Origin of the sequence: Polynucleobacter sp. JS-JIR-II-50, from assembly GCF_018687895.1 — a bacterium.
GTDB lineage: Bacteria > Pseudomonadota > Gammaproteobacteria > Burkholderiales > Burkholderiaceae > Polynucleobacter.
Window position 1 is genome coordinate 961,804 of the sequence record NZ_CP061307.1, and the last position, 19,271, is coordinate 981,074.

Annotated in this window: 25 protein-coding genes; 14 read left to right on the forward strand and 11 right to left on the reverse strand. The window is 45.3% G+C overall.

The window, feature by feature from the left end:
- Positions 1 to 13 precede the first annotated feature (13 nt).
- The 5 genes from ntrB to FD963_RS05065 all read left to right on the forward strand — a co-directional run bounded on the left by ntrB (position 14) and on the right by FD963_RS05065 (position 3,958).
- A complete protein-coding gene (gene ntrB, locus FD963_RS05045; protein ID WP_071465701.1) occupies positions 14 to 874 on the forward strand; it encodes a nitrate ABC transporter permease in 861 nt (286 codons plus the stop codon).
- The gene (locus FD963_RS05050; protein WP_215363584.1) at positions 864 to 1,727 is read left to right on the forward strand and encodes an ABC transporter ATP-binding protein; all 864 of its coding nucleotides are present in this window, start codon (positions 864 to 866) and stop codon (positions 1,725 to 1,727) included. Before ntrB ends, FD963_RS05050 begins: the two co-directional genes overlap by 11 nt.
- A 30-nt stretch (positions 1,728 to 1,757) precedes the next feature.
- Positions 1,758 to 2,201 (forward strand): cyanase, encoded by a 444-nt coding sequence (gene cynS, locus FD963_RS05055; protein WP_011902835.1) that lies wholly within the window; start codon positions 1,758 to 1,760, stop codon positions 2,199 to 2,201.
- A gap of 87 nt (positions 2,202 to 2,288) precedes the next feature.
- Complete coding sequence (locus FD963_RS05060; protein ID WP_215363586.1) at positions 2,289 to 2,714, forward strand: PAS domain S-box protein; 426 nt, start codon at positions 2,289 to 2,291, stop codon at positions 2,712 to 2,714.
- Positions 2,715 to 3,190: 476 nt separating this feature from the next.
- On the forward strand, positions 3,191 to 3,958 hold the full coding sequence (locus FD963_RS05065; RefSeq protein WP_215363587.1) for a metallophosphoesterase: 768 nt from the start codon (positions 3,191 to 3,193) through the stop codon (positions 3,956 to 3,958).
- 29 nt (positions 3,959 to 3,987) lie between these two features.
- On the opposite strand, the gene FD963_RS05070 is transcribed toward FD963_RS05065, so the two are convergent.
- The 8 genes from FD963_RS05070 to FD963_RS05105 form a co-directional block, all read right to left on the reverse strand.
- A complete protein-coding gene (locus tag FD963_RS05070; RefSeq protein ID WP_215363589.1) occupies positions 3,988 to 5,295 on the reverse strand; it encodes a type II toxin-antitoxin system HipA family toxin in 1,308 nt (435 codons plus the stop codon).
- Positions 5,295 to 5,636, reverse strand: a complete 342-nt coding sequence (locus tag FD963_RS05075; RefSeq protein WP_011902708.1) for a helix-turn-helix transcriptional regulator — start codon at positions 5,634 to 5,636, stop codon at positions 5,295 to 5,297. The genes FD963_RS05070 and FD963_RS05075 overlap by 1 nt, the downstream gene beginning before the upstream one ends.
- Before the next feature lie 258 nt (positions 5,637 to 5,894).
- Positions 5,895 to 6,443 carry a hypothetical protein gene (locus FD963_RS05080; protein ID WP_215322021.1) on the reverse strand — a complete coding sequence of 183 codons (549 nt, stop codon included), beginning with the start codon at positions 6,441 to 6,443 and terminating at the stop codon, positions 5,895 to 5,897.
- A gap of 64 nt (positions 6,444 to 6,507) precedes the next feature.
- Positions 6,508 to 7,332 carry an SDR family NAD(P)-dependent oxidoreductase gene (locus FD963_RS05085; RefSeq protein ID WP_215363592.1) on the reverse strand — a complete coding sequence of 275 codons (825 nt, stop codon included), beginning with the start codon at positions 7,330 to 7,332 and terminating at the stop codon, positions 6,508 to 6,510.
- On the reverse strand, positions 7,333 to 8,061 hold the full coding sequence (locus FD963_RS05090) for an SDR family oxidoreductase (protein ID WP_215363595.1): 729 nt from the start codon (positions 8,059 to 8,061) through the stop codon (positions 7,333 to 7,335). It lies immediately after the preceding gene.
- The gene (locus FD963_RS05095) at positions 8,061 to 8,840 is read right to left on the reverse strand and encodes a citryl-CoA lyase (RefSeq protein WP_215363598.1); all 780 of its coding nucleotides are present in this window, start codon (positions 8,838 to 8,840) and stop codon (positions 8,061 to 8,063) included. The genes FD963_RS05090 and FD963_RS05095 overlap by 1 nt, the downstream gene beginning before the upstream one ends.
- A gap of 23 nt (positions 8,841 to 8,863) precedes the next feature.
- Positions 8,864 to 10,372 (reverse strand): class I adenylate-forming enzyme family protein, encoded by a 1,509-nt coding sequence (locus FD963_RS05100; protein ID WP_215363602.1) that lies wholly within the window; start codon positions 10,370 to 10,372, stop codon positions 8,864 to 8,866.
- A 2-nt stretch (positions 10,373 to 10,374) separates the two neighbouring features.
- The gene (locus FD963_RS05105; RefSeq protein WP_371818498.1) at positions 10,375 to 11,352 is read right to left on the reverse strand and encodes a Bug family tripartite tricarboxylate transporter substrate binding protein; all 978 of its coding nucleotides are present in this window, start codon (positions 11,350 to 11,352) and stop codon (positions 10,375 to 10,377) included.
- A gap of 239 nt (positions 11,353 to 11,591) precedes the next feature.
- Between FD963_RS05105 and FD963_RS05110 the strand changes: the two genes are divergently transcribed.
- From FD963_RS05110 to FD963_RS05135, 6 genes are read left to right on the forward strand one after another with little or no spacing between them, the layout of a single operon-like run.
- Positions 11,592 to 11,771, forward strand: coding sequence for a hypothetical protein (locus FD963_RS05110; protein WP_215363607.1), 180 nt, complete (start codon positions 11,592 to 11,594; stop codon positions 11,769 to 11,771).
- A gap of 1 nt (position 11,772) precedes the next feature.
- Entirely contained in the window at positions 11,773 to 12,072 is a 300-nt protein-coding gene (locus FD963_RS05115) for a hypothetical protein (RefSeq protein ID WP_215360136.1), read from the forward strand.
- A 59-nt stretch (positions 12,073 to 12,131) separates the two neighbouring features.
- Positions 12,132 to 12,557: a Smr/MutS family protein gene (locus tag FD963_RS05120; protein ID WP_251367330.1), complete on the forward strand. Its 426-nt coding sequence runs from the start codon at positions 12,132 to 12,134 to the stop codon at positions 12,555 to 12,557.
- A 48-nt stretch (positions 12,558 to 12,605) separates the two neighbouring features.
- A complete protein-coding gene (locus tag FD963_RS05125) occupies positions 12,606 to 12,947 on the forward strand; it encodes a YqjD family protein (RefSeq protein ID WP_215363611.1) in 342 nt (113 codons plus the stop codon).
- Positions 12,948 to 12,953: 6 nt separating this feature from the next.
- Positions 12,954 to 13,322 (forward strand): phage holin family protein, encoded by a 369-nt coding sequence (locus FD963_RS05130; protein WP_215363613.1) that lies wholly within the window; start codon positions 12,954 to 12,956, stop codon positions 13,320 to 13,322.
- Positions 13,319 to 13,600 (forward strand): YqjK-like family protein, encoded by a 282-nt coding sequence (locus FD963_RS05135; protein ID WP_215363615.1) that lies wholly within the window; start codon positions 13,319 to 13,321, stop codon positions 13,598 to 13,600. Before FD963_RS05130 ends, FD963_RS05135 begins: the two co-directional genes overlap by 4 nt.
- Here FD963_RS05135 and FD963_RS05140 read toward each other — a convergent pair.
- Positions 13,597 to 14,115 carry an adenine phosphoribosyltransferase gene (locus FD963_RS05140; protein WP_215363617.1) on the reverse strand — a complete coding sequence of 173 codons (519 nt, stop codon included), beginning with the start codon at positions 14,113 to 14,115 and terminating at the stop codon, positions 13,597 to 13,599. The two genes, FD963_RS05135 and FD963_RS05140, sit on opposite strands and share 4 nt — an antisense overlap.
- Before the next feature lie 11 nt (positions 14,116 to 14,126).
- Between FD963_RS05140 and FD963_RS05145 the strand changes: the two genes are divergently transcribed.
- The 3 genes from FD963_RS05145 to FD963_RS05155 all read left to right on the forward strand — a co-directional run bounded on the left by FD963_RS05145 (position 14,127) and on the right by FD963_RS05155 (position 17,521).
- The gene (locus FD963_RS05145) at positions 14,127 to 14,687 is read left to right on the forward strand and encodes a 5'-methylthioadenosine nucleosidase (RefSeq protein WP_215363619.1); all 561 of its coding nucleotides are present in this window, start codon (positions 14,127 to 14,129) and stop codon (positions 14,685 to 14,687) included.
- Positions 14,688 to 14,771: 84 nt separating this feature from the next.
- A complete protein-coding gene (locus tag FD963_RS05150) occupies positions 14,772 to 15,926 on the forward strand; it encodes an alkane 1-monooxygenase (protein ID WP_215363868.1) in 1,155 nt (384 codons plus the stop codon).
- Entirely contained in the window at positions 15,923 to 17,521 is a 1,599-nt protein-coding gene (locus FD963_RS05155; protein ID WP_215363621.1) for a GMC family oxidoreductase, read from the forward strand. The genes FD963_RS05150 and FD963_RS05155 overlap by 4 nt, the downstream gene beginning before the upstream one ends.
- On the opposite strand, the gene FD963_RS05160 is transcribed toward FD963_RS05155, so the two are convergent.
- A complete protein-coding gene (locus FD963_RS05160) occupies positions 17,518 to 18,282 on the reverse strand; it encodes an enoyl-CoA hydratase (RefSeq protein WP_215363623.1) in 765 nt (254 codons plus the stop codon). The genes FD963_RS05155 and FD963_RS05160 overlap by 4 nt on opposite strands.
- A gap of 5 nt (positions 18,283 to 18,287) precedes the next feature.
- Positions 18,288 to 19,268, reverse strand: coding sequence for a nitronate monooxygenase family protein (locus tag FD963_RS05165; RefSeq protein ID WP_215363625.1), 981 nt, complete (start codon positions 19,266 to 19,268; stop codon positions 18,288 to 18,290).
- Positions 19,269 to 19,271: the final 3 nt, after the last annotated feature.

A 19,271-nucleotide genomic window follows, 5' to 3' on the forward strand; every position in this document is an offset into this window, starting at 1 on the left:
GTAAGGTAAATGAATGAAAACAGTATCAATTAAGGTTAAAGGCGCAATTCTATCGGTTGTGATTTTACTCATGTGCTTATTTATCTGGCATATGGCTACAACACAAAAAGTTACACCGCCGCCTGGGGTATCAACTGGCTCTAGTGAGTACAACAGCCTCATGGGTCAGGGCGGTAGTGAGCCTGTTCAAAAAACTGGGTTTCCAACCTTAACGCAGATGGGGGAGACTATCTATAAGCAGTTGTCACACCCTTTTTATGACAATGGTCCGAACGATAAGGGAATTGGTATTCAACTGGCCTATTCTTTGGCGCGTGTTGCCTTAGGATTCTTGTTGGCGATGATAGTAGCTATTCCGTTTGGATTCTGGATCGGCATGTCACCATTGGCTTACGAGGCATTTAATCCATTCATTCAAATTCTGAAGCCGATTTCGCCATTGGCTTGGATGCCTATCGCGCTCTACACCATCAAAGACTCTGCTATTTCTGGAATCTTTGTGATCTTTATTTGTTCCGTATGGCCAATGCTCCTCAACACAGCATTTGGAGTTGCTAATGTACGTAAAGAATTATTAAACGTTGCCAAGACATTGGAAGTCTCTCCTTTACGTAAGGCATTCTTAGTCATTCTTCCTGCTGCTGCACCAACCATTTTGACTGGTATGCGCATATCCATGGGTATTGCCTGGTTAGTGATCGTTGCTGCTGAGATGCTTGTTGGTGGTACCGGAATTGGTTACTTCTTATGGAATGAGTGGAATAACCTATCGCTCTCTAGTGTTATTTTTGCAATTCTTTTAATTGGTATTGTTGGAATGTTGCTAGATACAGCATTTGGCAAGTTACAAAAGGCGGTTTCGTATGCAGATTGAAAATACATTCCTCAAAGTTTCAAACCTCAGCAAGTCGTATAAAGCTGACGCACCTCCAGTATTTGAAGGAATAGATTTTGAAATCGAAAAAGGAGAGTTTGTTTGTATCATCGGCCATTCCGGATGTGGCAAAACTACTATTTTGAATGTGCTTGCTGGTCTTGAAGAAGCAACTGGCGGCGATGCCATCATGCTTGGTAAGCGTATTCAGGGCCCTGGTTTAGAGCGTGGAGTTGTATTCCAAGGGCATGCATTAATGCCGTGGATGACAGTACTGCAGAATGTGGCTTTTGCAGTGAAGTCAAAGTATCCCGATTGGTCAAAAGAGCAGATTACCGAGCATTCCAAAAAGTATCTAGCGATGGTCGGCTTGATAAATGCTGAAAATAAAAAACCATCTGAATTATCTGGTGGCATGAAGCAAAGGGTTGGTATTGCAAGAGCCTTTGCAATTGAGCCAAAAATGCTACTACTTGATGAGCCATTTGGCGCCTTGGATGCCTTAACTCGCGGAGTTATTCAGGATGAACTTCTCAAAATTTGCAAAGAAACAAATCAAACTGTATTTATGATCACCCATGATGTTGATGAGGCAATCTTGCTTTCTGACAAAATTATGCTGATGAGCAACGGCCCTAATGCACGTATCGCTGAAATCGTTGTCAACACTTTGCCCAAAGGAAGAAAGCGGGCCAATTTACATCATGATGCTATGTATTACCCAATGCGAAACCATTTAGTAGATTTTCTAGTCAATCGATCAAAGGATCTGCAGGTAAAAGGAGCTAAGGGTGAGTTGGATGGATACAAGCCTGTAATAGTGCTTCCAGGTGTTGATGCGGTTGTTGCTTGATACACTAAAACTTAAAACTAGGAGAAAAAAATGGATCGTTCAGTAGTTACACAAAAAATTATCGAAGCCAAAGTTCGCAATGGCATGAAGTGGAGTGATATCGCAAAAGCAATAGGCGAATCAAAGGAGTGGGTTACTGCAGGCTGTTTAGGTCAAATGACCTTTACTAAGGTGCAGGCTGAAGCCGCTGGTAAGTTATTTGATTTGACTGATGAAGAGATGGCTTGGTTGCAAATTGTTCCTTATAAAGGATCTTTGCCAACCGCCGTTCCAACAGACCCATTGATCTATCGTTGGTATGAGATTGTGAGTGTTTATGGCACTACTATTAAAGAGTTAATCCATGAAGAGTTTGGCGATGGCATTATGAGTGCAATCGATTTCTCAATGGATATCCAGCGCGAGCCTGATCCAAAGGGCGATCGTGTTCAAGTAGTGCTATCAGGTAAGTACCTTTCTTACAAGACTTACTAAAAATAGAAGCGCCCCTGAGAACCACCTTCGGGTGGTTTTTTATTGGAGTATTCTTAGCGACAACTTACTTAAAAATAGAGATTAAATATGTCAGACATCATAGATTTTAAGGCGCTAGTCAGTCATATTGGCGAGGCCGTGATCATTTCTGATCGAGATGAAAATATTTTGTTTTGGAATGCATCTGCTGAGCGCATATTTGGGTATAGCCCAGACGAGGCCTTGGGAAAAGCACTCAGCATCATTACGCCTGAGCGTTTTAGAGAGCGGCACTCTAAAGGGTATTTTCACACTATTCAGACAGGTGTAACAAAGTATGGAAATACTTTGTTAAGAGTTCCTGCGATGCATAAGGATGGGCGTTCTATCTCCATTGCTTTTTCAGTAAGCATGCTTTTTGATGATAAAAAACAACCCATTGCCATAGCTGCGATTGTCCGAGATGAAACTGAACGTTTTCAAGAAGAGCGTAATTTGAAGGCCAAACTGGCAGCATATGAGAGAAGCGAGTAAGACCCCAATGCTAAGGTTGCTATAAATCTGCTTAGATTTAGCTCTTTTGTTTCTCCTTCGCCATTGCTTATGCCCATAATGGGCTCACCATCCCGCTTACCAGTGAAACATGGATTTTAGTAAGTTTGAATGGATTACTCGGGAGTAGAGTCTACCTTCTAAGCCATATGGGGAAGGGGTTTAATGGACATTGGTAGACTGGAGAGGAGGGTCAAAATCTAGATCTCGTCTCCGCCAGCACTTTTGGCATTTTTTCTTCTTTTTACTATGCGCAACATAGACTTAGCCCCCTAACCGGGGCTTTTTCTTTATCACTCCCGCTTACCAGTACGCTTACCACCCAAACAATATGTGATTGCAGATATGTGGCTAATACCAATTAAGCTAACAATCGCTTATTACATCCTGATGGCATGGTTAATTATTGAATACACTAGATTTCAATATAAAAGCCAAAATCGTGTCTTATCCAATTTATGAAACTTCATGTACTGAGTGATTTGCATCTAGAGTTTGCTGACTTTACCCCTGCATCAAATTCGGCAGATGTTATTGTTCTGGCGGGTGATATCGGCCTTCGCGCGGAAGGTGTAACTTGGGCCAGGAAATCTTTTCCGGATCAAGAAATTATTTATGTGGCTGGCAACCATGAGTTCTATGGTTCTCAGCGTTCTCATGTCATTGAGGACATCCAAAATACATGCGCAGAAAACGGCATTCATTTCCTAGATGACGATGGGATTGAGCTTCATGATCCCCAATCAAATACTCCCGTCCGTTTTTTAGGGGCTACGTTATGGACGGACTTTTTATTATTTGGCGAAGATCTTAAATCTAAATGCTTATCGTATGGCGAGCTTTACTTAAATGACTTCAGAAGAATCCGTGACGGAGACAGAAATTTTTCTCCAAAAAAATCTATCCAATTGCATGAAAAGTCACTGGCTTGGCTGCAAAAAGAATTCGAGTATCCATTTGATGGCAAGACGGTAGTGGTTACCCATCACCTACCTTCAATGCTATCGGTTGCACAGCGCTATAAGCCCGATCTACTATCCGCCTGTTTTGCCTCCGAGTTAGCCCATCTCTTTGGAAGGATGTCTCTATGGATTCATGGGCATACGCATGACTCCTGTGATTATCAAATGAATGGCACTAGGGTGGTTTGTAATCCTCGCGGTTATGTGCGTTCTAACCATGCTGAGAACCCAGCATTTAATTCATCTTTAATAATTGAAATCTAGTTACCCACCATACGCTTCATAATGAGAGCTTATTTTTTGGCTAGTGTCTTGATTAATTCAGTGCTGCAAATATCATCGATATGCCTAAAGGCTAGAGAGATTCCTTCGATTTGATCTGCAGCAATTCCAAGGCTTTCAAAGTGTGTTTTCCATTGCCTAGTTACTCGCCATACACGATCGATAATGTCGCTTGCTTGCTGCGCGGATAGGCCAAAGCGCTCTTTGGCACCATAGGCATTATCGAGTGTGGCCAATTTACCTTGTGGTCCAACGCCTAGATGTTGATAACGCTCACTTGCAATGACTGCATGAGGCATCACGTCATAGAGTGGACTCAGGCTCCAGCCTTTAAGTGCATGGCTCCATAAGAATGCATGATTGCGTAGATGATCATCATCATTACTAATAAAAATATTAAAGATCATGCGTGCATATAGTTCTTCAATATCAGCTTTGACTGTTTGAATCACGCAATATCTGCGGATGGCATCCGCAATATCCATATAACTTTTTGTATTGGATTCTGATTCGTGACAGGCAACTAAGGTAAGGGCACTAACGACATGATGACGAATTTCTATTGGCCGAGCAAAAGCAGTCCAAGAGCGATCAAAGCGTTTGACCATCAACACTTTTTTCTTGCCAACTTGTTCTAATTGCGTTTGCGCTACATTAAGACCGGCTAACTGCGCAAGTTTGAGTGTGGCGTATTCAATGCTTGGTACATCTAAAGCGCCATCTGTATTACCTGGGAACTTAGCCATCCATAAAATGTTTTCATCATCGCGCACGCTTGCCTTAGGACGCATGCCCCCAAGACCGCTACCCACAATCAAAATTTTGGATAGTGCTTCTGATACTGGCAAGCCCGCCTCAATCTTCTGTGCACCCTCGAGTACGTATGACAGATTGTGAATACTTTCGTGAGCAGGGCGCTCCTCTTGATCTAAAGAAGATCGAATGTCTAAAGCCCCAACACGATCACTGCCTGCTTCGATTAGATAGGTTGATTCTGGCAGGCTATTGGCTGGAACCTTAAGCCTAGCTTCAATGACTCTTCTCCCCCAAGAATCAGGAGCAGCATCCCGAATTCCACCAAAAGCCTCTAAGCCGTTAGGTGGAATGAGGCGCTTACCTTTGATCTCACTTTTACTTCTAAGGCTAAGAGCGACTGGATCCACTTCTTGTGCGTTGCTCCTATCTAAGTAACGCAAGCCATAAGCAAATGAAGAGGCAATAAGTCTTGAGCCTTCCTCATCTACTTGCAGTTGACCTGCTGGTACAAATTCACCATCAAGATTGGCAAAGGCAAAAAGATCCTTAGTGGTATTGGCCATCAGAAATCAAGCGCTTTCATTTCCGCTGCACTTAAATCACGCACGCGTTGTGGACGTGAGCGACGCTCTAAAGCAATGATCGCAGGATCATCTCCGCTTAATAGTTGCAATAAGTTCATGCCTGGAGCGATTGCATCTAAGTAACGCAGGAGCGCGCCAATGGCTACACCAGGATCACCCTTTTCAATGCGCTGTGCAGTAGCGCGAGATAGGCCGGCACGGACTGCTGCCTCACCTTGGCGAACACGACGCGCAAGACGCAAAGAAACAAGGCATTGCGCTATTTCAGCGGATTGGCCAAGTTGCTTTGATGCTAGGGTCAGTTCTTGATCTACGCGCATAGTTGCCTCATGCATTTTGTTAAGTATGAGGCGTTAATATGCCTGTTTATACGCCATAGGTCAATAAATATGACTCATAAATGAGTCTTTAAGTGTTTTAATGACCCATTTATAAGTCATTTAATGATTTACAGTAGAAAATTTAGGCTTGTAATTCCGTCAAAGGGACACCTCTTTACCGGACAGATTCTCCGCCAGTACTTAAAAATAAAGGGGCTCTATGCCCCTTTATTTATTTCAATCACACTGATCGAGCTATCAATTAAATCCATTCACCGCCTGCATATAACCTTGGATATATTGTGGCGACACAAAAAGCTCAGTCTTCATTCCATTCTTAGCGGATAGGGTGATGATGAAACCCTTCTTCATCTTATCCTTTAGGAATGCCTCGGGCAATTGGATAGAGACGACTTCTCTAAAGATGCAACCTCTGTCACCACAAGCGCCAGCTTCTCTACCAACCACTTTAAATGTCGTAGCAGGTGTGTTTTCTAGCATTGCGGAATCGTAATAACGCCATTGTGAGAAATACGTTAGTTGCGCATTGAGCTCATAAGTCTTTGCCCCTTGTTTAGGCTGTTCAGTTTTGAGGCTAAACATCTCATAAGTATTGGCCGCATCCATCGTATTGATAGGTGGGCCTTGATAGGTTTTCCCACCAGTTGCTGAATTAGGCGTGATGATGGTCGAGTGATAGACATCATTCACTTCCCAGCCACTAATTTTTTTATCATTCATATTGCAAGCAACCAGAACAGCGCTGATTGCTAGCAATAAAACAACTCGGTAGATGATTCGATGCATATAAAGCTCCTAAAGAATCATCAAATCATACTATCCCTTAAGCTCGGGGCTGGAATTCTGGGACTTAGACGTATTTCCCGGTGAGGCCGCCATCAACCACCAGCTCAGTGCCTGTAATGTAGGCTGCGGCATCTGAGACCAGAAAGGCGCAAGCGTGTGCCACATCCCAGGCTGTTCCAGAGCGTCCCATGGGTACCTGCTTATCACGTGCGGCACGAGCTTCATCTAGACCATTTTCAGAAAACATCCTCGCTACAGTATTGGCAATGCGTGGAGTATCTATAAGGCCAGGCACTACTGTATTGGCTCGAATGCCTTTATCGGCGTATTGCTGAGCAATCATCCGAATAAATTGGGTATTAGCAGCCTTGGTTACGCTATAGGCTAAATGTGGGTAGCCCAAATAGCGCATGCCCGCCACTGAAGAGATGGCAATAATATTGCCGGTACCGCGCGCCACCATTTCAGGCAAGACCTCTTGAGCTGCAAGTAGGAGGCTGCGCACATTTACCTTGTGAATGCGATCAAAATCTTCAGCGCTGGTTTCCATTGGTCCGCCAACTTTGCCAATGCCCACGTTGTGATGCAGCACATCAATAGGACCAAATTGTTTACGAGCTTCGTCAAAGAGTCTTGTTACATCAAGTTCTTCAGAAACATCCCCAACAAAAGTTTCCGCTATACCGCCTTCATTCAGAATAATCTTGGTAGTTTCTTCTGCAGATGCTTGATCTCGATCGACTACGCAGACCTTTGCGCCTAAACGAGCATAGGTAACACAAGAGGCTCTACCAATACTCCATCCAGGACCCGCAGATCCACCGCCAGAAACTAAGATTACTCGATTAGTGAGATCCGTTGGTAAACCAGGAGGGTGTTTTGAATTCATTTACTGACTCAGACCTACAGTCATGTCACCACAAACATATACAACCTGACCAGTTGTATAACCCGCGCGTTGATCAAGTAGAGAGGCGACGATATGGGCCACTTCCTCTGGTTTGCCAATTCGACCCAGAGGCACGCTATCTAAGATGCGTTGTGTAGCAGGGGCACCAGGAGGGTTCGCACTCTGAAAGAGTTCGGTTGCAATCGGTCCGGGCCCAATAGCATTTACTGTGATGTCATCACTTGCGAGCTCTAAAGCCAAAGTGCGAGTCAATCCCAGTAATCCCGCCTTAGAAGTCGCATATGAAATTCGCTCTTCTTTACCCAAAGCAGCACGACTGGCAATATTCACAATACGACCAAAATGAGCTGCTTTCATGGCGGGGAGTACGGCTTGCACGCAAATAATGGCAGCAGCAATATTGACGCTCATTACGGCCTGTAGATCTGCAATCGTAGTCTTCTCGATACTAGCAGGGCAAACAATGCCTGCGTTATTCACTAAGCGAGTAATCGAGTTATTAGAAGTCGCATCAGCCAGTGCAGTGCGCAAAGCTTTCTCATCGGACATGTCTACTTTGATAAAAGTTTCATGCTCAGCAATTTTTACAGGAGACTCTTTATCAAAATTAATGACATGCATGCCATCCGCAATTAGGCGCTCCAATATGGCGCGACCGATACCACGGCTAGCACCAGTAACTAGTATGCATTCTCTAGAGCCCATCATTAGCCAATCTTGTTGGCGCCATCCACAAACGGAATGGCATGTTCAATCGTGTCCCAAATGAAGCGACCGGATGGGCTTTGTTGTTCCTCAACAATATGGGCCACTAAGCCAGCAGAACGGGAGATAACGGCAAAGCCACGCATCACAGCAGTAGGTATGCCAATCTCACCAAGCAGGGCAGCAACTGCACCAGTGGCATTGATAGTGATAGGGCGACCAGCAACTTCATCCACTGCCTTGGATAAAGTTTCTAGCGCACGAATATGATCACCTTTGAGTTCTTTCTCAGCGCGACCCATGTCTAATAGTTTGTAAGCACGTGGATCTACCGGCTTATGTAGGTGATGACCAAAGCCAGGAACGGCGCCTTTAATGCTCTTGTAATGTTGCGCAATCAAAAGGGCTTCAGCATATTGGTCTTTGGAAGCGACGATTCTGTCTAGCAAAGCGGAGCAGTTTTCCATCGTACCGATAAATGAACTGCCAACAGCAAGTAAGCCGGCGGATACAGCCCCTTGAAGATTTTCTGGAGCGCTCATATAGATCAAGCGTGTGGCAATCGCACTCGGCGTTAAACCATGTTCCATCAACACAATCAACACTACATCTGTAATGCGAATATCAACACCACGAGGCTCTCTACCCAGAATCTGCATCAACATGACTTCGGTAAATGTTTTCTTACCCATTAAATCTTCCACTAAATCTGCATCGCGATAATGCAAGCTAGTAAGGGTGTGTGTGCACAGGCTGGTAACAGGAGTTTTTTTGGTAGTCATAAGCTAAAAGTATTAAATGTTGCCTAAGCAGGCGTTTGAAGTTTTTGAATCACCGCACTCTTCAGTAACTTACCTACATTAGAGCGAGGCAAGCTGTCGTAGAAGTGAACCCGCTTTGGAGTTTGTACCGGCCCCAATAAGTTGCGAACAAATGCAATCAGTTCTACTTCATCCGCTTTTTGTCCAGGATGTAATTGGACGGCGGCTTGAACAGTTTCACCCCATTTTTCATCGGGGAGACCAAAGACAAGGCATTCATGAACGGCGGGATGCTGACTTAAGGCGTTCTCAACATCCACTGGGTATACATTAAATCCGCCAGTAATCACGATGTCCTTGAGGCGATCCTTGAGGTACAAAAATCCACGTTCATCAATCAGGCCACGGTCACCGGTATGAAGCCAGTCATCGATAATGGTTTCAGCAGTCTTTTCAGGCATGCGCCAATAGCCATTCATCAGCAGATCACCTCGGGCAACGACTTCACCTATTTCACCGGTAGGCAATAGTTCACCTTCAGGAGACATGATGGCCACATCACTAAACCAAGTAGGCCTGCCAACGGCTGCCCAGTTGTTGGGGTCTTCAAAATCCTCAGGGCGCATGACCGTCAAAATTTGCGGCGCCTCGGTTTGACCATAGGTAGTGCCCAAGACTGGGCCAAAGAAATCACGTACCTTACGAACTTGTTCTGGAGGCATTGGCGCGCCACCATAAATTAGCCTTCGTAATTTTGGATAATCCTCTCTGGATGCATTAGGTAATGCCATCAACATATAAACAAGGGTTGGGGGCATGAAGCAAACAGTACCGCGTCGTTCACGAAAGGCTGTTCTCACTACTTCAGCGCCTGCACCATCCAGAATCACATGACAACCACCTTGCGCCAAGATAGGAACAATATAGGTAGATGTACCATGGGTGATCGGCGCGGCAACCACATAGCGCTCATGCTCATCAAATCCCCATACCTGAATCTGATTGGTGATGTTTGCCATCCAAGCGCGGTAGGGCTGCATCACACCTTTAGGGGCCCCAGTGGTGCCGCCAGTAAATTTGATCGCCTGAATTGCATCTAAAGGTAATTCAAAAGAAGGCTGCGGTGCATCCTCATGCAATTGAATTAATTCATTCATGCTGCGCGCAGAAGCATCAGAGTCAGCGCCTGTATAAACCCATGCTCCCGCAGCGCCTTTCAGTAATGCTTGATTGGCAGCATCCAAAATCACAATAGAAGGCTCGGTGACATTAACAATACGTTGAATCTCAGGATGGGTGCTCTTAGGGTTCAGTGGTACCCATACCTTACCGCAAGCCAAAATAGCTAGCAGGGCAGTAATGTGATCATCACTGTTACCCGCGCAAATAGCTACTCGACTCTGTAAAGTTGGATCCAATGCAGTAAGCCCCGCCGCTAGTGATTTAACACGCCTAGCTAAGGTGGCGTAATGAATGGGGCCACTCGGTGTATCAATGGCAATGCGATCGGGCCAGCGCTGTGCAGCCCTCCAAAAAAAATCAATCGGAAACATAATTATTCAGCTTTAGCGCCAGAAGCCTTCACAACATCCCGCCAGCGCTTCACTTCGGATGCTTCAAATGCAGCCATTTTTTCTGGTGAACCAGGCTCTGGTGTTGCAGCCAATTCTTGAAGTCGCTGTTTAACTTCAGGGGAGTTAAGTGCTTTATTTAAGGCAGCATTTAATTGCATGATGATGGGCTTCGGCGTTCCCGCAGGAGCAACTAATGCAAACCAAGACTGCACATCAAAACCAGGATAGCCTGATTCAGCAATAGTCGGAACATCCGGTAAAAATGGCGAGCGTTGGGCGCTGGTCACAGCAATTGGACGTAGCTTTCCGGCCTTAATATGAGGTAATGCAGAAGGTGCGTTGTCAAACATGGATTCAACTTGACCCCCAAGCAAATCCGTTACTGCAGGAGCGCTACCTTTGTATGGAATATGCAGCATTTGAATTTTTGCTTGCATCTTAAACATTTCGCCAGAGAGATGAATGGATGAGCCGCTACCAGAGGAGGCAAAGGTTACGCCATCTTTCGCATCCTTAGCATAGCGCACATATTCTGCGAGTGTTTTTACTGGAAGATTAGGATTCACTACCAAAATATTCGGGATCTTGGCAATCATGCCAATCGGCTCAAAATCTTTAATCGGGTCATAGCTTAGATTGGGATAGAGCGTAGCGTTAATCGTATTCGCAATGGAAAAGGCATAAAGCGTATAGCCATCTGCAGGGGAGCGAGCCACAATTTCAGCGCCAACGTTGCTATTGGCACCAGGACGGTTTTCTACCACGATAGATTGACCCAAGGTATTACCCATGCCAACTGATACCAGGCGGGTTAATACATCAGTTGCACCACCGGCGGAATAGCCAACAATAATTTTGATTGGCTTGGTAGGCCATGCAGCTGCAGATTGCGCTAAGGCCGGAATTGAAGCGGCCGTAATGAGGGCAGCAAAAACAGTCAACAAGCCTTTTTTAGGCATGAAATGTAAAGACATAGATCTCCTTCAATTGGTAGGGTGCTTTAAGACAGTCTTAAGAAGCTCCAATTTCTTATTTATTCAGTATTTATAACACCAAAGCGCCCTAGAGACGTTCTGAGCGCCAAAGCCATGCAAGCAAGTCCTTGGTCTCTTATTAGGGTATCTCATTACTTAATTATTACACTTCACAACTTCACAACTTCAGAAGTTGTGATATAGTGTTGTTACTGGGAGATGAAATGAAAAGAGAGATACCGAAAACACATCAAGCCTTGGAGTGGGTGGGGAAGGGCATGACTGCTGCTCAAGCAGCCAGAAAGATGCAGATTTCAGAATCCAGTGTGTATGCCGCCCTTAGAAAGACAAAGGCGAAAGAAGTGGGTTGTTGTCCAACGTGTGGTCACAAAATAAGGAACTAAGATGAAAAAGACTCTATTAGCAGCCGTTACGATCTCTGTCGCTGCATTCGCTTACGCGAATACATCCCCGTCAGATTCTTCTGAGTTAGTAAATCAGCAGTGCAAGATATCTGCTGAAGCGGTTTCCACTTTGAAAGGTCTGCGTTATGGCAATACTTCAATCCGCAAGGATGTATCAACATTAATTAATGCCAGCCTCAAGACTCCAGAGAATCGCGAGCTGGCCCAGAAGACCTTGAACCTCATGGTTGACGATAAGACAACCGATACACGGGGTTTAGAAGGCAAGTACTGCTCTTAAGGAGATCAGTCTGATTCTTTAAGGTGGCACATAACGCTGAATGTCCTGATTGTGGGAATATGCGGGCATTGTTTAATCAGTGTCCGCATTGCGGCTCTGTCAATTTGCCTATCTTGAGTTCCGATACGATTGATCTCAACATCAAGCAAGATGGTCCTCATGTTGAAGAGGCGTTGGAGAGGCTTACCGACTATTTACGCAAATCTTTAGAGGTTGGGATTAAAGCCATTGTGTTGATTCATGGATATGGATCAAGCGGTGAAGGTGGTCGAATTAAGTGGGCTATCCATGAAGCGCTTGAAAATAACCGCTACTCCGACCGGGTTGATGAATACCATTTTGGCGAAGATGTAGCCTTTGGTAGTGAGTCCTATCATGCCTTGCTTAGGCGACGTCCTGGTTTAAAGCGCTATCTCAAGCGCTTTAAAGAAGGCAATGCTGGCATGACGGTTTTATTACTGGGATCTCAGGCTAGAAGTGCTTAGAATAGAAGTATTGGCAATTAATGCTTTATCTATTAGGAATCCATTTCCATGACCACTAAGAAGCTCGAACATTTAGATTCACATGAGGCTAAGCAAGTTGGCGCAGAAAGCCTGATTGGTGAATTCAAATCCCTAATGGCTGATGCGGAAGCCTTAATCAAGGCAACCGAAGATCATCCGGGCGCTGCCATTAGCTCCATTCGCAATAAAGCCCTAGAAACTCTCGCAGGCGCCAAAGAATGTCTTTCAGGTGTCGAGGGCAAGATGCTTGAGAAAGCGAAGGTTGCCGCTGAAGGTGCAGATGATTTCGTGCATCGCAATCCTTGGGAGGCAGTGGGTGTTGCAGCTGGCTTAGGTTTGCTGATTGGCATATTTATTGGACGCCGCTAGACCCTTATGTCTCAAGAAAACTTACTTTCCTCCATCAAAGGCCTTGCATCAACTGGTGCATCGATAGCACAAACGCGCTTAGAGCTTTTATCGCTGGATGTGCAAATCGCCAGAAGTAAATTCATCAGCTTGTTAGTAATGATTATCGGGGCCTTATTCTTTTTATTCTTTGGCTTAGTGATGCTGGCATTGCTTATCGTGATTTATAGCTGGGAGACTGATCGAATGATGGCGCTTGGTTTGCTAACTGGAGCATTTCTATCCATCGGGTTAATTTTGGCCTTCGTAATTATCCAGTCTCTACGCAAGATGCCAAGGTTGTTTGAGGCTTCTATCGCTGAGTTGGCAAAAGATCGCGAAGCTCTTTCTAAATGAGTGCCAAACTCAAATCACTAGAGTTGCGCCAACACGAGTTAATAGTTCAGGCGAGTCGTGAGCGTAAAGAGTTCGCTGAGCATTTTGAGGCTTGGGAAAAGCCTCTGTCATGGGCTGATAAGGGGGTTGATGCGGTTAACTTCTTAAGAAGCAACCCTATCCTGTGGACTAGCGCATTTGCAGCACTTGCGCATTACAAGCCCAAGTTGGCGAGCAAGGCTCTTGCAGTGGGTTGGGGTGCCATGAAGGTTATCAAGAGCGCTAAAAAGCTCATTTAGCTTTTCAGTGCTGACTGATGGCGAATCCCCGATTGATTTAAAAGCGTATTACCATTCAAGAATGTAATTTCTAAAAGAGTTACAGCACCAGCAACTTCAAAGCCAGCGCTGCGAATTAATTTATCAGCAGCAACTAAGGTTCCGCCGGTAGCAAGAACATCGTCAAGCAGCAATACTCTGGCATCTTTAGGGAGGGTAGATTGCTGAATCTCTAGAGCATCATTTCCATATTCCAGGCCATAAGCTTCACGATGACTAGCTAAAGGGAGTTTGTTAGGCTTTCTAGCCAGTGCCAAGCCCTTGTGAGCGTGGTGGGCTAGGGCAGAGCCAAAGATAAAGCCGCGGGATTCAATTCCTAGAATGTGGGTGTAATCAAATTGCTGGGCCACCTCATCTAACTGATGAATAGCTTCTTTAAAGGCGGCTGGATTAGCTAATAAAGGGGATATATCCCTAAAGAAAATGCCGGGCTTTGGAAAATCAGGAACTCCGGGTAGATAATCTAATAAATTCATCACCAGCCAATATGAAAACAGAACTTCTTATTATTACCGCATTAGAGTCCGAGCTCAAGCGTGAAGCACTACCAAGTGGCGTGGAAATTGTTTATTCAGGGGTTGGCAAAATTAATGCTGCCATAACCAGCATCAAAGCCATTCACCAATACTCACCAAAGAGAATATTGAACTTTGGTACCGTAGGAAAAATCAAATCAGAATTACAGGGCCTGCTAGAAATTGGTAAGGTCATTCAGCGTGATATGGATACCGAGCCATTAGCCCCTCGCGGCAGCACTCCTTTTTGCACAAGACCGCAAGAGTATGTATCTACCGGACAATTTATCTGCGGCTCTGGTGATAGCTTTGTGACTGCTTATGATCCTTGGTTGCATAGTCAAGGTGTGGATGTTGTTGATATGGAGCTATTTGCAATTGCTGCGATTGCACATGATCATCACATACCTTGGCAATCATTTAAATATATCACCGATGAAGCTAATGAGAATTCAGGCGATGATTGGCAGTCTAAAGTCAATCACGGCCAAGACTTATACCTGGCACAAATCAAGGACATATTGCGTAATTAGTTTTGGTGGCATTATGGGGCTATTCATTCCTGTCTTTAGTAGGTGTCTAGCTGCTAAAGCAATCCAAAGGGGTAATTAGTGAGTATTGCAACTGCACCTGCTAGTGAGTCTTGGAGCGATAAGCGCTGGCTCTGGTTATTGAGCCCAACTATTCCATTTGCCTTTACCGCTTCTATTCTGGCTTTCTCATTGACGGGGCAGTGGATCTGTTTGCTTTTTGCCCCGGCTATTATTCATATTGCTATCCCCATCTTAGATCTGACTTTTGGCGAAGACTTTAGCAATCCCCCAGAATCCGCTGTCGAGAATTTAAATAAAGATTTCTTTTATCGTGCCTTGGTCTGGCTTTATGTCCCGTTTCAACTCATTGGAACGGTCTATGGAACTTGGCTGGCGGCGACTCAATCTTTAGATTGGTATGCCTACGTTGCCTTGGTATTTACAGTGGGATCCACCAACGGTATTGGTATTGGAACCGCCCATGAGCTAGGACATAAACAAGAATCTATTGATCGGTGGCTTTCTAAATTGGCATTAGCCTCCAGTATGTATGGCCACTTCTTTGTAGAACATAATCGCGGTCATCACAAACGGGTAGCGACACCCGAGGATCCTGCTAGCGCCCGTATGGGGGAAAGTTTCTGGGCCTTTCTTCCGCGTACGGTTCTGGGTAGTTTGATTTCTGCATGGGATCTTGAGCGCGAGCGCTTAAAAAGAAAAGGCAAGGACGTTTGGAGTATTCAGAATGAAAATCTTCAAGCATGGTCTCTCACTATCCTCTTATATGGTGTTCTCATGTTTTGGCTTGGATGGTCAGCATTGATTTTTCTAGTACTTCAGGGCATCTACGCCGCCTCGATGTTGGAGGTTGTGAACTACGTGGAGCACTACGGACTTCTGCGGCAGAAAGATCAAAATGGTGAGTATGTTCGCTGTGCCCCAGAGCATTCTTGGAATAGCAATCACATAGTAGGCAATATTCTGTTGTACCACCTGCAAAGACATTCCGATCACCATGCGCATCCAACCAGACGCTATCAAGCTTTACGTCATTTTGGAGAGGCCCCTCAATTGCCGGGTGGCTATGCATCCATGATTACCTTGGCGTATTGCCCACCGCTTTGGTTTGCCTTAATGGACAAGCGTGTGGTGCGTCATTACGCTGGGGATATGAGCAAAATCAATATTCAACCTTCGGCCAGATCAAAGCTGATGAATCACTGGGCTAATAAATCATGAAGCCTCAGGCCTTTGATTACATCGTCGTAGGTGGTGGGTCCGCTGGTAGTGTGATGGCAGGGCGGCTTAGTGAGGATGCTGGCACTAGCGTTGCATTGCTTGAGGCTGGCAGTAAGGGGGATGGCTGGGTCGTGAAAGCACCTGCGGCTGCAGTCGCCATGTTACCCACAACAATCAATAACTATGCCTTTCAAACGGTACCTCAGAAGGGCTTAAACGGTCGCCGAGGATATCAGCCCAGAGGGAAGTGTTTGGGCGGCTCTTCGGCAATTAATGCCATGATTTACACCAGAGGTCATCGCGCTGATTACGATCATTGGGCGTCTCTTGGCAATGCAGGCTGGTCATATGATGACCTACTGCCTTACTTTAAGAAAAGTGAAAACAACACCACCATTAAGAATTCCTTCCACGGAAATGATGGCCCTTTATCCGTATCAAATCTGCAGTCACATAACCCTTTTCAGAAAATCTATTTGAATGCAGCCAAGGAGGCTGGTTTTCCAGTTGCTGAAGACTTCAATGGCGCCGAACAAGAGGGTTTGGGGATTTATCAAGTTACGCATAAAAACGGTGAGCGCTGGAGTGCGGCGCGCGGCTATTTACACCCCCATATGGGTAGACGGACAAATTTAAATGTGCAAACCGGTGTTCAGGTTGAGCGTATTTTGTTCGAAGGTAAGCGCGCTATAGGCGTAAGTTACACGCGGGGTGGTAAACAGCACATCTTGCGCGCTAATAAAGAAGTCATTCTATGTGCAGGCGCTTTCCATTCCCCACAATTGCTCATGGTTTCTGGAGTGGGACCCGCTCAAGAGCTAAAGAAATTTGCTATACCAGTCATCCATGATTTGCCTGGTGTAGGTCAAAATCTTCAAGATCATCCCGACTTTATTTTTGGCTATTCTGCAGATAGTCTTGATCTCATCGGCATTTCTTTGGGCGGCACGATTAAATTGACTGGTGAAATTATCAAGTATGTTCGTTCACGTGAAGGTATGATTGCCACCAACTTTGCAGAGGCGGGCGGCTTCCTCAAAACAGATCCCAGTCTTGAGGCGCCAGATGTGCAATTGCATTTTGTAGTTAGCTTAGTGGAAGATCATGCCCGTAAATTACATATGGCCCATGGCTATTCGTGTCATGTATGCGTATTGAGGCCCAAGAGCCGTGGGCAGATTACGCTTGCTAGTAACAGTATGAAACACGCACCCTTAATTGATCCTGGTTTTTTAGAGGAAGAGGAAGACCTTGAAACATTAGTTAAGGGTTATAAATTAACTAAGAAATTAATGGATGCTCCCGCGCTTACTAAGATACGAAAGAAGGATGTCTTTACGCCTAACGTAAAAACAGATGATGACATTCGGAAGATTATTCGGGAGCGGGCTGATACGGTCTATCACCCAGTAGGCACATGCAAAATGGGCCATGATGCAATGGCGGTAGTTGATGCAAGCCTAAAAGTTCATGGCATGGAGGGACTAAGAGTGGTTGATGGCTCAATCATGCCAACCTTGATCGGAGGGAATACCAACGCCCCCATCATTGCTATTGCTGAAAAAGCAGTAGACCTGATCCGAGCAGGTCGCTAATCTAGGCCTTCAAAATTAGGAGCACGCTTTTCTAAAAAAGAAGTGAGAGCTTCTTTGGCTGCGGGGCCATGAAGTCTATCAATAAAGAGTTTTCCCTCAATATCAATTTGATTGAGTACTGCAGTCTTTAGGGCGCCATCCCTTAATAAAGACTTGGTTCGAGATACCGATCCCGAGGAAAGGGCGGCGAGCTTTTGAGCTCTCTGCTCCGCATAAGGCAGTGCCGATGGTTCTGAAATTACTTTGTTTACAAATCCAATTTGATGGGCCTCATCAGCGCTGATGGGTTCACCAAAAAGCAATATTTCTGAAGCCTTTTGATGCCCAACGAAACGTGGTAGCAATAATGAGACCGCACCTTCTGGAACCAAGCCCAAGGAAACAAAAGGAAAGATGAAGCGCGCATCCTTTTGGGCGTAAACCAAATCACAGTGAAACAATAATGTTGCTCCGATCCCAACTGCAACCCCATCTACAGCCGCAATCAACGGTTTAGTGAGCCCTGCAAGCACCTTTAATAAGCTAATCGGTGGGGCATCTTCATGCGTGATAGGGGATTGCATGAAATCAGCAATATCATTCCCGGCTGAAAAAGCATTGCCAGCCCCAGATATCAGCATTACCTTTACTTGGGGGTTTTGATCCCCATCAGACAGTATCTGCGTAAGCTCGCGATACATCGCGTTGGTGAACGCATTCTTTTTCTCAGGACGGTTCAGCAATATGTGGAGAATGCCGTCTGCTAGCTGATGATTAATCATATGGGCTATGCAGTGCCTTTAAGCAGGTTGTCTTTAGTTTGATCGTATTCAGTTTTTAAACGAGCAACGAACTGCGCTGTAGGTGTAACTGCTTTCACAGCCCCAATACCTTGACCGCAACCCCAAATATCTTTCCAGGCTTTCTGAGCTGCACCTCCAAAGTTCATCTTGCTCGGGTCACTTTCTGGAAGATTATCCGGATCCAAGCCAGCGTTGCGGATGGAGGGTGCTAAATAATTTCCGGACACACCAGTAAAAAGGTTGCTCAAGATAATGTCATCTGAGTTGCAATCAACCACTGCTTGCTTATAGTCCTCACTCGCACGCGCTTCTTCAGTGGCAATAAATGCAGAGCCAATATACGCATAGTCAGCGCCTATGGCCTGAGCTGCTAAAACAGCACCGCCAGTAGCAATGGAGCCACTCAGTACTAGTGGTCCTTCAAACCATTCCCGAATCTCCTGAATTAACGCAAAGGGGCTTTTAATGCCGGCATGTCCACCAGCGCCAGCGGCAACTGCAATTAAGCCATCAGCACCTTTTTCAATCGCTTTCTTAGCAAAGGCATTATTGATGATGTCATGTAATACGATTCCGCCATAGCTATGTGCGGCAGTATTAATTTCTTCGCGTGCACCGAGAGAGGTGATGATGATGGGAACTTTGTATTTGACGCAGAGCGCCATATCATGTTCAAGACGATCGTTACTTTTATGCACAATTTGATTGATGGCAAAAGGTGCAGCAGGCTTCTCAGGATGTTCTTTGTTGTATGCATCCAATGCAGTGGTAATTTCAATCAACCATTCTTCAAGCTGTTCAGCTGGTCTGGCATTGAGAGCAGGCATCGAGCCAATCACACCCGCTTTGCACTGGGCAATCACTAATTTAGGGTTGCTAATAATAAAAAGTGGGGCTGCAATGACGGGTAAATTACCGTCCGCCAAATGTTTGCGTAGCACTTCTGGAAGAGGTTGATTGCTCATATT

Bases quoted from the DNA above. Each gene is read 5' to 3' on its own strand.
- FD963_RS05095 (WP_215363598.1), bottom strand. From the start codon at position 8,840: ATGACTACCAAAAAAACTCCTGTTACCAGCCTGTGCACACACACCCTT.
- FD963_RS05120 (WP_251367330.1), top strand. From the start codon at position 12,132: ATGCGGGCATTGTTTAATCAGTGTCCGCATTGCGGCTCTGTCAATTTG.
- FD963_RS05070 (WP_215363589.1), bottom strand. From the start codon at position 5,295: ATGGCCAATACCACTAAGGATCTTTTTGCCTTTGCCAATCTTGATGGT.
- FD963_RS05065 (WP_215363587.1), top strand. From the start codon at position 3,191: ATGAAACTTCATGTACTGAGTGATTTGCATCTAGAGTTTGCTGACTTT.
- cynS (WP_011902835.1), top strand. From the start codon at position 1,758: ATGGATCGTTCAGTAGTTACACAAAAAATTATCGAAGCCAAAGTTCGC.
- FD963_RS05060 (WP_215363586.1), top strand. From the start codon at position 2,289: ATGTCAGACATCATAGATTTTAAGGCGCTAGTCAGTCATATTGGCGAG.
- FD963_RS05085 (WP_215363592.1), bottom strand. From the start codon at position 7,332: ATGAATTCAAAACACCCTCCTGGTTTACCAACGGATCTCACTAATCGA.
- FD963_RS05160 (WP_215363623.1), bottom strand. From the start codon at position 18,282: ATGATTAATCATCAGCTAGCAGACGGCATTCTCCACATATTGCTGAAC.
- FD963_RS05075 (WP_011902708.1), bottom strand. From the start codon at position 5,636: ATGCGCGTAGATCAAGAACTGACCCTAGCATCAAAGCAACTTGGCCAA.
- FD963_RS05145 (WP_215363619.1), top strand. From the start codon at position 14,127: ATGAAAACAGAACTTCTTATTATTACCGCATTAGAGTCCGAGCTCAAG.
- FD963_RS05135 (WP_215363615.1), top strand. From the start codon at position 13,319: ATGAGTGCCAAACTCAAATCACTAGAGTTGCGCCAACACGAGTTAATA.
- FD963_RS05110 (WP_215363607.1), top strand. From the start codon at position 11,592: ATGAAAAGAGAGATACCGAAAACACATCAAGCCTTGGAGTGGGTGGGG.
- FD963_RS05130 (WP_215363613.1), top strand. From the start codon at position 12,954: ATGTCTCAAGAAAACTTACTTTCCTCCATCAAAGGCCTTGCATCAACT.
- ntrB (WP_071465701.1), top strand. From the start codon at position 14: ATGAAAACAGTATCAATTAAGGTTAAAGGCGCAATTCTATCGGTTGTG.
- FD963_RS05125 (WP_215363611.1), top strand. From the start codon at position 12,606: ATGACCACTAAGAAGCTCGAACATTTAGATTCACATGAGGCTAAGCAA.
- FD963_RS05165 (WP_215363625.1), bottom strand. From the start codon at position 19,268: ATGAGCAATCAACCTCTTCCAGAAGTGCTACGCAAACATTTGGCGGAC.
- FD963_RS05140 (WP_215363617.1), bottom strand. From the start codon at position 14,115: ATGAATTTATTAGATTATCTACCCGGAGTTCCTGATTTTCCAAAGCCC.
- FD963_RS05105 (WP_371818498.1), bottom strand. From the start codon at position 11,352: ATGCCTAAAAAAGGCTTGTTGACTGTTTTTGCTGCCCTCATTACGGCC.
- FD963_RS05080 (WP_215322021.1), bottom strand. From the start codon at position 6,443: ATGCATCGAATCATCTACCGAGTTGTTTTATTGCTAGCAATCAGCGCT.
- FD963_RS05050 (WP_215363584.1), top strand. From the start codon at position 864: ATGCAGATTGAAAATACATTCCTCAAAGTTTCAAACCTCAGCAAGTCG.
- FD963_RS05115 (WP_215360136.1), top strand. From the start codon at position 11,773: ATGAAAAAGACTCTATTAGCAGCCGTTACGATCTCTGTCGCTGCATTC.
- FD963_RS05155 (WP_215363621.1), top strand. From the start codon at position 15,923: ATGAAGCCTCAGGCCTTTGATTACATCGTCGTAGGTGGTGGGTCCGCT.
- FD963_RS05090 (WP_215363595.1), bottom strand. From the start codon at position 8,061: ATGATGGGCTCTAGAGAATGCATACTAGTTACTGGTGCTAGCCGTGGT.
- FD963_RS05100 (WP_215363602.1), bottom strand. From the start codon at position 10,372: ATGTTTCCGATTGATTTTTTTTGGAGGGCTGCACAGCGCTGGCCCGAT.